Origin of the sequence: uncultured Campylobacter sp. (genome assembly GCF_938030785.1) — a bacterium.
Lineage (GTDB): Bacteria > Campylobacterota > Campylobacteria > Campylobacterales > Campylobacteraceae > Campylobacter_B.
The window spans coordinates 1-10,100 of record NZ_CALHIK010000006.1; the positions used below are offsets into that span (position 1 = coordinate 1).

13 protein-coding genes and 1 pseudogene are annotated in these 10,100 nt (G+C 47.4%); 5 read left to right on the forward strand and 9 right to left on the reverse strand.

Features of this window, described 5'->3' with window-relative positions:
• The 8 genes and pseudogenes from Q0438_RS00500 to gatC form a co-directional block, all read right to left on the reverse strand.
• Window positions 1–116, reverse strand: a pseudogene (locus Q0438_RS00500) (shikimate dehydrogenase); the annotation flags it as partial.
• Window positions 116–1,108, reverse strand: coding sequence for a hypothetical protein (locus tag Q0438_RS00505; RefSeq protein ID WP_299186108.1), 993 nt, complete (start codon window positions 1,106–1,108; stop codon window positions 116–118). The gene Q0438_RS00505 and the pseudogene Q0438_RS00500, both read right to left, overlap by 1 nt.
• Window positions 1,109–1,197: 89 nt before the next feature.
• On the reverse strand, window positions 1,198–2,445 hold the full coding sequence (locus Q0438_RS00510; RefSeq protein ID WP_299186110.1) for a serine hydroxymethyltransferase: 1,248 nt from the start codon (window positions 2,443–2,445) through the stop codon (window positions 1,198–1,200).
• A 2-nt stretch (window positions 2,446–2,447) separates the two neighbouring features.
• Complete coding sequence (gene lysS / locus Q0438_RS00515) at window positions 2,448–3,941, reverse strand: lysine--tRNA ligase (RefSeq protein WP_299186113.1); 1,494 nt, start codon at window positions 3,939–3,941, stop codon at window positions 2,448–2,450.
• A 1-nt stretch (window position 3,942) separates the two neighbouring features.
• Window positions 3,943–4,410: a Fur family transcriptional regulator gene (locus tag Q0438_RS00520; protein WP_299186116.1), complete on the reverse strand. Its 468-nt coding sequence runs from the start codon at window positions 4,408–4,410 to the stop codon at window positions 3,943–3,945.
• Entirely contained in the window at window positions 4,407–5,096 is a 690-nt protein-coding gene (locus Q0438_RS00525; protein ID WP_299186119.1) for a CvpA family protein, read from the reverse strand. The genes Q0438_RS00520 and Q0438_RS00525 overlap by 4 nt, the downstream gene beginning before the upstream one ends.
• Window positions 5,096–6,178, reverse strand: coding sequence for a type IV pilus twitching motility protein PilT (locus Q0438_RS00530; RefSeq protein WP_299186122.1), 1,083 nt, complete (start codon window positions 6,176–6,178; stop codon window positions 5,096–5,098). The genes Q0438_RS00525 and Q0438_RS00530 overlap by 1 nt, the downstream gene beginning before the upstream one ends.
• Before the next feature lie 11 nt (window positions 6,179–6,189).
• Window positions 6,190–6,477: an Asp-tRNA(Asn)/Glu-tRNA(Gln) amidotransferase subunit GatC gene (gatC, locus tag Q0438_RS00535; protein WP_299186124.1), complete on the reverse strand. Its 288-nt coding sequence runs from the start codon at window positions 6,475–6,477 to the stop codon at window positions 6,190–6,192.
• A 116-nt stretch (window positions 6,478–6,593) separates the two neighbouring features.
• Here gatC and Q0438_RS00540 point away from each other — a divergent pair, with 116 nt between their 5' ends.
• The 5 genes from Q0438_RS00540 to hisG are packed head-to-tail and all read left to right on the forward strand — an operon-like array spanning window position 6,594 to window position 9,695.
• Entirely contained in the window at window positions 6,594–7,145 is a 552-nt protein-coding gene (locus tag Q0438_RS00540; RefSeq protein WP_299186126.1) for a hypothetical protein, read from the forward strand.
• The gene (locus Q0438_RS00545) at window positions 7,145–8,158 is read left to right on the forward strand and encodes an L-seryl-tRNA selenium transferase (RefSeq protein ID WP_299186129.1); all 1,014 of its coding nucleotides are present in this window, start codon (window positions 7,145–7,147) and stop codon (window positions 8,156–8,158) included. The genes Q0438_RS00540 and Q0438_RS00545 overlap by 1 nt, the downstream gene beginning before the upstream one ends.
• Window positions 8,145–8,480 carry a hypothetical protein gene (locus Q0438_RS00550; RefSeq protein WP_298703328.1) on the forward strand — a complete coding sequence of 112 codons (336 nt, stop codon included), beginning with the start codon at window positions 8,145–8,147 and terminating at the stop codon, window positions 8,478–8,480. The genes Q0438_RS00545 and Q0438_RS00550 overlap by 14 nt, the downstream gene beginning before the upstream one ends.
• Entirely contained in the window at window positions 8,467–9,087 is a 621-nt protein-coding gene (locus Q0438_RS00555; RefSeq protein WP_299186131.1) for a type III pantothenate kinase, read from the forward strand. Before Q0438_RS00550 ends, Q0438_RS00555 begins: the two co-directional genes overlap by 14 nt.
• A complete protein-coding gene (gene hisG / locus Q0438_RS00560; RefSeq protein WP_177388436.1) occupies window positions 9,084–9,695 on the forward strand; it encodes an ATP phosphoribosyltransferase in 612 nt (203 codons plus the stop codon). Before Q0438_RS00555 ends, hisG begins: the two co-directional genes overlap by 4 nt.
• Before the next feature lie 96 nt (window positions 9,696–9,791).
• On the opposite strand, the gene Q0438_RS00565 is transcribed toward hisG, so the two are convergent.
• The coding region (locus Q0438_RS00565; RefSeq protein WP_299186133.1) for a hypothetical protein at window positions 9,792–10,100 on the reverse strand (309 nt) is incomplete at its 5' end.

The following is a 10,100-nucleotide window of genomic DNA, read 5'->3' on the forward strand; positions in this document are numbered from 1 at the left end:
TGCAGCAAAACCCGCCCGTAGTAGGCGTCCAGCTCCAAAAATTTTATAGCGTAATTATGAAGTAGCGGCGAGAGCGAGTGGGCGATCGGATTGCCGAAAACCGCGAATCTGTCCACTATTTCACTCGGTAGATATACGCTCCGCTATTGATGCTGCGCATATCGCTAAGCGCCTTTTGTAGCGCCTCGCCCTCGAAAGGTCCTACTAAAATTTTAACCATGCTCTTGCTTCCGACATGGGTTTGCAGAGCGATCGGATTGTAGCCTTTTTTGGTGATTTTTTTCGTATCGGCGCCGTTTGGATCATAAGCGTTTGAAGCAAATACCTGCACGTAACTGCCGTTTGCTATACTGGTAGTAGTGCTCTTAGCCGCGACGCCCGCTTTTGCGCTTGTTTCTTTGTTCTCAGGCTTTACAGGCTCGCTCTTAGCGGTCTCTTTTTTGCTCTCTGTTTTTGTGACCTCTTTTTTACTCTCGGCCTTTGCGGATTTTTGCTCCTCTTGTTTTGATTTCTCTATCTTTCTGACCTCGGTTTTAATCGGCTCTTTTTTAGGCTCCTCTTTGGCTTCGACCTTTTTCACGTCGCCCTTCTCAGTTTTTTTTGGCTCCTCTTTCGGCTCGATCTTTTTACTCTCTACTTTGATTTCGGATTTTTTAGGCTCATCTTTTACTTCTGGCCTTTTTATCTCGACCTTCTGCTCGGCGGGCTGTGTATTTATAGCGACCTGGGTCTCGGTTTTAGGAGGCTCTTGGGTTTTGATCTCCACTCTGGTAGGCTCGCCGAAAGGCTCGGGTTTTGGCTCCGAGCGAACCTCTATAGGCTTAGGCTCCGAAGCGGCGGGCTCAGGTTTGATTTCAGGCTTTTGGATCGGCGCCTCTTGCTTCTGCTCGGCTTTAGCGAGCTCCGCTTCGCTAGGCATAGTAAGCCCTCCAGTGGTATCGATATCGTCTTTATTGATGACCTTCATTATGATGAGTATGATTAAAAATAAAACCACCACCCCGGCAGCCACCGTAAGACCCTTTTTTAAATTTGCGTTCTTATCGACGTTGCCGCTGTTTATCACTATATCGTCTATGCTGCTCATATCGAAATTTTTATCGTTCATGCTATCTCCTAAGATTATCTATTTTAAAATTTCATCGCGTAAATTCTTAAAATAGATAATTCGGGTAAGCTTACCCGAATTTATTAAATTTAATACATCGCGCGGTCGTAGATGATAAAGCGGTGCGCCAAATCCCGCACTTCCTCTTTGACCTGCGCCTGAAGCTTGGAATTTGAGATGTCGCTTAGCACATCGGCGATTTTATTTCCGATAAACTCAAATTCTTTCTCCTTCATTCCGCGCGCCGTAAGTGCGGGGCTGCCGACGCGGATACCACTGGTGACAAACGGGCTGCGTGTCTCGCCCGGCACGGTATTTTTATTCGTCGTAATGCCTGCATTTTCAAGCGCGGCGCTAGCGTCCTTGCCGCTAAAATCTTTATTTACAAAGCTCATTAAAATCAGATGATTATCGGTGCCGCCGCTAACAAGATCAAAGCCGCGCCCAACCAGCGTCTCGCCCAAAACTCTAGCATTTGCCTTGACCTGCTTGGCATAGAGCTTCCACTCAGGGCTTAGATTATGTTTAAACCCGACCGCCTTAGCGGCGATGATGTGCATTAGCGGGCCGCCTTGAATACCCGGAAAGATCGCCGAGTTGATCTTTTTGGCAAATTCCTCGTCGTTAGTCATTATGATGCCGCCGCGCGGACCGCGAAGCGTCTTATGCGTGGTCGAGCTTACGACGTGGCAGTGCGGAAACGGATCCGTGTGCTCGCCTGCGACGACGAGCCCCGCGACGTGCGCTACGTCGGCGAAAAGAAACGCGCCCACGCTATCAGCGATCTGTCTAAATTTAGCAAAATCTATCTCGCGCGTATAAGCGCTCGCACCGCAAACTATCATCTTAGGCTTTACTATCTGAGCGATCTCAAGCACCTTATCATAGTTTATGCGGCCGTCGAGCTCCACGCCGTATTCGAAGCTCTCATACATCTTTCCGCTGCTTGAAACCTTTGCGCCGTGCGTCAAATGCCCGCCATGGCTAAGCGCCATGCCTAAAATTTTATCGCCCGGTTTCAAAAATGCGGCATAGACGCCTTGGTTGGCTTGAGAGCCGCTGTTTGGCTGGACGTTTGCAAACTCACAGCCGAAGAGCTTTTTGCAGCGATCGATCGCGATCTGCTCGATCTCATCTACGAACTCGCAGCCGCCGTAGTAGCGCTTGCCGGGATAGCCCTCGGCGTATTTGTTCGTTAGCACCGAGCCCATCGCCTCCATCACCTCGGGATAGGTAAAATTTTCGCTCGCGATCATCTCCAAATAATCGCACTGGCGAGCAAGCTCTTTGTTGGTTAAACTAAAAATTTCATTATCGAATTTTTCTAAATTTGACACGTTCACTCCTTCTCTAAATTTAGCGGCCTCATCGCAGGGAACAAAATCACGTCGCGGATCGATTTTTTATTCAGCAAAATCATCGCTAAGCGATCGATACCGAGCCCCCAGCCGGTAGTCGGCGGCATCGCATAGCTAAGCGCGCGGACATAATCCTCGTCCATCTCGTGCGCTTCGTCGTCGCCAGCGTTTTTAGCGTCGATTTGCGCCTTAAATCTGGCGTATTGATCGAGCGGATCATTCAGCTCGTTAAAGGCGTTGGTTAGCTCCTTGCCTGCGATGTAAAGCTCAAATCTCTCGGCTATCTGCGGATTTTCGTCGCTTCTGCGCGAAAGCGGGCTGATCGAGATCGGAAAATCCACGATGAAGGTCGGATTTATGAGCTTGGCTTCTACGTAATTATCAAAAAGTTCGCTCTGCAAGTGGCCAAGATCGAGCTTTTCATTGACTTCAAATTTATCGGCTTTGAGCTTTGCGATGATCTTGTCGCGATCATTTACGATACGTGGCTCGATGCCGCCTATCTGCGTAAGCGCGTCGAGATACTTTATGCGCGCAAAAGGCTTTGAAAAATCGATCTCGCGCTCATCGTAGGTTAAAATTTCGCCCAGCCCGAGCCTCCTAAACAGCGCTTTAAACAGCTCCTCGGTTAGGTTCATCGCGTCATTATAATCATGCCACGCCCAGTAGAATTCTATGCTGGTAAATTCCGGATTGTGCGTCAGATCCATACCTTCGTTGCGGAAATTTCGGTTGATCTCAAAGACCGCCTCCATGCCGCCTACGACGAGGCGCTTAAGATACAGCTCCGGCGCGATACGCAGATAGCGATCAACGTCTAGGGCATTGTGGTGCGTGATGAAAGGCTTAGCATTCGCGCCGCCTGCGATAGGGTGCATCATCGGCGTTTCGACCTCCAAAAATCCGTGCTTCTCAAAAAAGCTGCGGATCTCGCTAACGATGATCGAGCGCTTGATAAAATCCTCGCGAATCTCTGGGTTCATTATCATGTCGAGGTATCTTTGGCGGTAGCGCATCTCGATGTCGGTTAGGCCGTGAAATTTCTCCGGAAGCGGCGAGATCGCCTTAGACGCGAGTGTTATTTTGCTAGCGCGAATCGAAAACTCGCCCGTCTGAGTGACGAAGGCGTATCCGCGCACCAAAATTATATCGCCCACTTCAAGATTTTTCTTAAATTTAGCGTAATCCTCCTCGCCGATGCTGTCGCGCGAGTAATAAATTTGAATATTGCCGCTTTGATCTTCTATGTTTGCGAAGGTGGATTTGCCCGCGACGCGCTTTAGCTTTAGCCGCCCGGCGAGGCTTACCTCCTCGCTCGCTTTTTTATCCTCGGTATCTTTTATAAAGCCGAATTTTTCTTTAAACTCGGCTATGCTCATATCTTTTTTTAGAAAGTGCGGATAGGGATTAGCCCCTAAATTCCGAAGTTCCGACGCCTTGTCTATCCTTTGGATTTCTAACTGGCTATCAAACAATCTACTTCCTTTTTGCCGCGCATTCAGGGCAAATTCCATACAGCTGCATCATATGTCCCGTAAGCGTAAAACCGTGCTCTTTGGCGACGGCAAGCTGTTTGCGCTCGATAGTCGCGTCTTGAAATTCTATGATCTTATTGCAGCTTTTGCAGATTAGATGGTCGTGGTGAGGTTTATTTGCAAGCTCAAATTTCTTGCCCTGCGCGCCGAATGAGATCGACGTCGCCATCCCCGAATCCTCTAGTAAATTTAGGGTGCGATACACCGTCGCTATGCCTACGTTTAGCTCCGGAAATTTTACTTTGATCTCGTTATGAAGCGCCTCGGGCGTGAAGTGTTTATTGTTGTTATAAAGCGTACGAAGCAAAACCTCGCGCTGCTTGGTATATTTTAGACCGCTGGAGGCGAGAGCTTTTTTGAACTCGATGATTAAAGCGTCAAATTCCAGATTTTCGATTTTTGCGTTCATAACTTAGTCCTTTCAGTAGAATTTATATCGATCGTAATGGTGCCGTTAGATTCCGTGCTTTGCATTTCGCTTTGCGGTGCGGTAGAATTTTGCTCGCCGGTGGAATTGCTCTCGCCGGAAGATAAAATTTCTCCCGCTTTCGAGCCGATAGAATCGAGGCCTTGTTTGACCTTCGGATCGTCTTTGAAATCCAATATCCAATTTCCGATCTTTAAAAATATCGGCGCAGTTTTGCTGCTCTCAAAATACTTTTTGGCCTGCTCGTTCTTAGAGATCAGACCGCTTGCGAGCGTAACGATAACGGCGAATATTAAGAAAATTTTACTTACGCTGAAAACGAATCCGCCGATCTTATCGACAAATCCAAGTCCGCTCCATTTGAAAAATTTCGAGATGATTTCGCCTATAATCAGACAGACTATCCATACGCCGAACAGCACGGCTATAAAGCCGATTACGACCTGAGTAGTATCGCCCGAAAGCACGCTATTTGCGTTTTGCAATGCGGGGATCTTTGCCGCTATCCACTCGCCCGCCTCGCTTTTATAGCGCATCGCCGCAAATAATCCGCCGATGAGCCCCAGAATTCCAAAAATTTCTTTTACGATGCCGTTAGTGATGCCGCGTAGTCCGAAAAGTACTACGAGCACCAAACAGCCGACGTCAAACCAATTAATACCTTCCATTAAGCACCCACTACGCCGATTAGTTCTTGTAAATTTGTAGAATAGCGAAGCGCGGTGTCTTTCGCGACTAAATTTGATCTAATCGCCTTGACGAGCGCTTGCGTCTGAGTGACCATTCCGGTGGATTGCTGATTGAGCTGCATTTGCGAGTAAATTTGATGCACTTTATTTTCGCGGATAAGGTTCGCAACGGCGTTGTTGTTGATTAAAATTTCATGTATCGCGATACGTCCGCCGCCGAGACGCGGAAGCAAGCTCTGCGAAATGACCGCCGTAAGCGATACGGAGAGCATATTTCGCACCTGAAGCTGCTCGCCGCCGTCGAAGCTGTCGATGATACGGTTGATCGTCTGCATCGCAGAGTTGGTATGCAGCGTACCGAAGACCAAGTGACCGGTTTCGGCCGCGGTAATAGCGATCGAAATCGTCTCTCTATCACGCATCTCACCCACGAGGATGATATCCGGGTCTTCACGGAGCGAAAATTTAAGAGCTTGCGCGTAGGAGTGCGTATCGGTGCCGATGTTTCTGTGCGAAAAAAGCGCTTTTTTGTTCGTATGGACGAACTCGACCGGATCTTCAACGGTGATGATGTGCTTGCGCTCCTTTTCGTTGATCTCATTTAGCATCGCGGCAAGCGTCGTGGATTTACCGCTACCGGTAGGTCCGGTAACCAAGATCATGCCCTTCTCGCGCTTTACGACCTCTTTAAAGATGCTAGGCGCCTTAAGATCATCTAGGCTTGGGATGTCGATCGGAATGATACGAAATGCAGCGGCTAGATCGCCGTTCATCGTATAGTAGTAGTTTCCGCGGAAGCGCCCGATATTAGGAAGCTCGATCGCAAAGTCAAGCTCTTTATTCTCCTCAAGCACGCTTTTTTGCGCATCGGTGATAAGGGCGTAGCAGATATATTCGATATCCGTACCTTTGAGCTGATCCATCGCCAAAGGACGCAAAACTCCGTCGATACGGATCTGAGGCGCGGAGCGCGAAACCAAGTGAAGGTCGCTCGCTTTGTTAAAAACGACCGTTTTAAGTAGAGTTTCGATATCTACTAAATTTCTTTGAGCTTCTTCCATTAAAATTCCTTTCAATCTATGATCTTCGGCACTACGAAGTAATTTCCTTCGGACTGCGGCGCGTGTTTTAAAATATTCGCGCTTACGTCACTTTTGCGTGGGATATCTTTACGGAACGGAGTTCCGCCTTTTAGCGTCGTTATGGCGACTTCGCCGCCTTCTAAGCTTAACTCGTTTAAAACTTCTACAAAATCTACGATATTATTTAATTGCCCCTTAAATTCCTCCCGTTTTTCATCCGGAATTTTAAGAGCGGATAGCCTTTCTAGCTTACTTAGCAAGGCGTCGTCTATTATCATAACTTTCCTTTTTCTGATAAATGCGACATTATATCATAAAAATTCTTTATCTTAGGCGGTATTTAAAATTTTTTATGCTACAATTACGCCGATTTTATCAAATAAAGGACTGAATTTTGGCTTTAAAAGACGACATCGAAGGCGTGAAAAAAGAGATCGGCACCGAGGAGCAATTCTTAGAAAGTGTCATAAAAAGTGAAATTTTCGTTAGAAAATATAAAAAGCCGCTGATCTTTTTGGCCGCGGTTTTAGTCGTGGTTTTTGTGGGATATTATACGAGCGAATTTTTAAGCGAACGCCGCACAGCCCAAGCTAACGCCATTTACGATGAACTTCTTAATAAAAAAGATGAATCGAAACTTGCCGAGCTAAAGCAAAAGGACGTAAATTTATACGCTTTATATATGCTTCAAAACGGCTCTGCACAGGAGCTAGCGGCTCTTGCCGATACGCAGGGCATCGACGTAATGCTAAAAGAGATAATCAAGCTTCAAAGCGGCAACTCCTCCGGAATTTTGCTAAGCGATTACGACTATCTCGTTAAAGGCTACGAGCTGCTAAAAGAGGGCAAGATCGAGCAGGCCAATATTGAGCTCGATAAAATTCCTCTAAACTCGCCCGTGCGCCAGATCGCACTCGCCCTAAAGCACTACGGAGGCAATAAATAATGAAAAAAACGCTGATATTTACGCTTTTGCTATCGTTTTTATTTTTGGGCTGCTCGACAAAGCGCCAGTATTTCGAGCCTAGCGACGAAAACATCACCGGCGATCTGAAATTTAATGGTTCACTACCGTCTGAAATCGTAGCTGTTAGCAAGGACGGTGCGACGCTTCAAAACGGGCAGGTTATATCCAAAAACGGCCTAGCGGCGAACGTAAAGCTCTTAAAAAGCGAGAAATTTTTAGGCGAATATGACGGGAATTTCGTCATCACCGACGTAAACGGTACGACGAAAGTAGCGGATAGCGCGGGCAGTATTAAATTTGAAAAAAACCTCGGCAGACAGGCTCTTAGCGCAAACGTGAAGGGCGATAATCTGGCCTTGGTGATGAGCGATGATTCGATTATGCTTATCAAGCTAAGCTCGGGCGCAGTGGTACTCGATCATAAAGTAGGCGATGCATTCGCAATCGATTCGCGCGTGGCGTCACCGCTATTTATCAACCAACTTATCGCTTATCCTGCGTTAGACGGACTAGTCAGCATCGCAGAAAACGTAGGCGGGCGCTCGGCACGCGATTTCGTCGTGAGCAACCAGCCGTTTTTTAACAACATTATCGCCTTAGAAAATAAGGGCGATAACCTTTATGCTGTGACCGCCACTAGGCTAATGCTGGTAAGTCCTACGGGCAATAAAAACCATAACGTAGACATCAAAGACGTGATTTTTAACGGCGATAGAATTTATCTTTTCTTAAAAGACGGCAGAGTCGAGCTACTAGATCGCGGGCTAAATTTGATCAAATCTCGCAAATTCACCTTCGCACAGTTTAGCGGCGCACTGATTAGCGGCGGCTATCTGTATATCATTGAGCGCAACGGCTACGTCATCCGCACCGATGAAAATCTAGAAGGCCAGGCGATCTACGAGCTAAATGACGAGGTCGAGGACAAGTCCTTTATCGCGGGTACGTCCTTTTACTACGACGATAAAATTTTAAATTTTGATGCTAGATAAAATTTCAAAGCTCTGCGTTCGTGAAGGGCTTCTGCTTCAAAAATTCCAAACGCTAGATATCGCTAGCTTCACGCGTTCGCGCTCATACGGCGCGTATTTCGGCGTGGATCTGAAAAACTACAACGTCCTTTTATTTATGCGCGACGCAAAATCCCGCTTCGTGATGCGCGATGCGGAATTTCTGCTCTCGCTCACAAGCGACATAAGCGCAAGCCTAGGCAAGGTCGTCAAAAAGCGCGTGCTGTTTTACAACTCGCAAATGTGCTCTAAAAGCGCGAAATTTTTAAAAGAAAACGGATTTAGCCTCTATGCTTTTGTGTGACGTAGGAAATTCTAGAGTTAAATTTTATAAAGGCGGCGTAACGCAAAGCATGCCCATAGCGGAATTTATGCGGTACGAGCCGAGGGAGCAAATTTTTTTCATTAGCGTGAACGAAAGCGTGAAAAAAAAGCTGAAAAACCCTCTATTTGTCGATCTGGCGCCGCACTTTGAACTAAAAACCGCCTACCGCGGGCTCGGGATCGACCGCATAGCGGCGTGCTCCGCGGTAGCGACGGGCATCGTCGTCGATGCGGGCAGCGCGATCACGGTAGATTTGATGTTTAGAGGCTCGCATTTAGGCGGATTTATAATGCCCGGCATTAGTACGCTTTTAAAGTCGTTCGCAAGCATCGCGCCGGTGCTGGACGTGACGCTTTCAACCAATATCGATCTGGATCCGCTGCCGCAAAAGACAGTAAGCGCCGTAAACTACGGGATTTTAAAGCCGATAGTGCTTACGATCGAAAACATCGCGGGAAATAATAAAATTTACTTCACGGGCGGCGACGGAGCCTATCTGATGCGGTATTTTCGCAACTCAATCTACGAAAAGGATCTGATCTTCAAATCGATGGTAAGCTTGATCGCAAAAAAGGGGCTCGCATGATAACCATAGCGCTACCGAAAGGCCGCATAGCCGACGATACGCTTAAAATTTTCAAAACCATCTTCGGGCTTGATTTTGCTTTCGAGGATCGCAAACTCATAATGCAAGAGGGCGATTTTAAATTCCTCTACGTCCGCAACCAAGATATCCCTACTTACGTTATGGGAGGTGCGGCGGATATCGGCGTAGTGGGACTTGACGTGCTTGAGGAGCATCGCCCGGACGTGCTTACACTGCTCGATCTTAAAATCGGAAAATGCCGCGTCTGCGTGGGCGTACATGCGGGCACTCAGCTAAACTACGGCGCTCCGAGCCTTAAGATCGCTACGAAAATGCCCAACATCACTCGCGAATACTTCGCCTCCAAGGCCGTCGCCGTAAATATCATCAAACTCTACGGCTCGATCGAGCTAGCCCCGCTCATAGGGCTTGCCGACGCCATCGTCGATGTCGTGGAGACCGGCGCTACGATGAAGCAAAACGGGCTGCAGCCCGCAGAAACCATAATGCAAAGCTCCGCGCACCTCATCGCCAACAAAAACAGCTTCGTGCTAAAACGCGATGAAATTTTAAACCTACGAGATAAACTAGCCCGCGCGATCGCGTAACGCTTGCTTGCCCTGCCACGAAGTGTTTGCAACCGGTGCGGCGTACTTCCGCAAAGCATCATTGTCCGTCTCGGCGCTGTCGTTTAAAAAACGCTGCTACGAATAGAATTTTTTGGCGGCAACCACACCGCTTAAATTTAAACTAGCTTGCAAATTTGATTTATTAAGAAACGGAGTATTTTGCCAAAGCCTCGCAGCGTAAAATTTTAAAATTCTATCGCTACGAAATTCTAAATTTAGCCCTAAATTTACAGCTCGCAAAATTTCAAAGCACAAACCTCCGCAGCGCAGAATTTCAAAATTCCAAAATCCCGCTCTGTATTTCGCGCGGTAAAATTTTACGCTACGCGCAGAGCTCTGCCAAAGTAAAACTTCGCAAAATTTTAGCTTTAAATTTGAAAGCGC

Bases quoted from the DNA above. Each gene is read 5' to 3' on its own strand.
- Q0438_RS00505 (WP_299186108.1), bottom strand. From the start codon at position 1,108: ATGAACGATAAAAATTTCGATATGAGCAGCATAGACGATATAGTGATA.
- Q0438_RS00520 (WP_299186116.1), bottom strand. From the start codon at position 4,410: ATGAACGCAAAAATCGAAAATCTGGAATTTGACGCTTTAATCATCGAG.
- Q0438_RS00525 (WP_299186119.1), bottom strand. From the start codon at position 5,096: ATGGAAGGTATTAATTGGTTTGACGTCGGCTGTTTGGTGCTCGTAGTA.
- Q0438_RS00530 (WP_299186122.1), bottom strand. From the start codon at position 6,178: ATGGAAGAAGCTCAAAGAAATTTAGTAGATATCGAAACTCTACTTAAA.
- gatC (WP_299186124.1), bottom strand. From the start codon at position 6,477: ATGATAATAGACGACGCCTTGCTAAGTAAGCTAGAAAGGCTATCCGCT.
- Q0438_RS00545 (WP_299186129.1), top strand. From the start codon at position 7,145: ATGAAAAAAACGCTGATATTTACGCTTTTGCTATCGTTTTTATTTTTG.
- Q0438_RS00555 (WP_299186131.1), top strand. From the start codon at position 8,467: ATGCTTTTGTGTGACGTAGGAAATTCTAGAGTTAAATTTTATAAAGGC.
- hisG (WP_177388436.1), top strand. From the start codon at position 9,084: ATGATAACCATAGCGCTACCGAAAGGCCGCATAGCCGACGATACGCTT.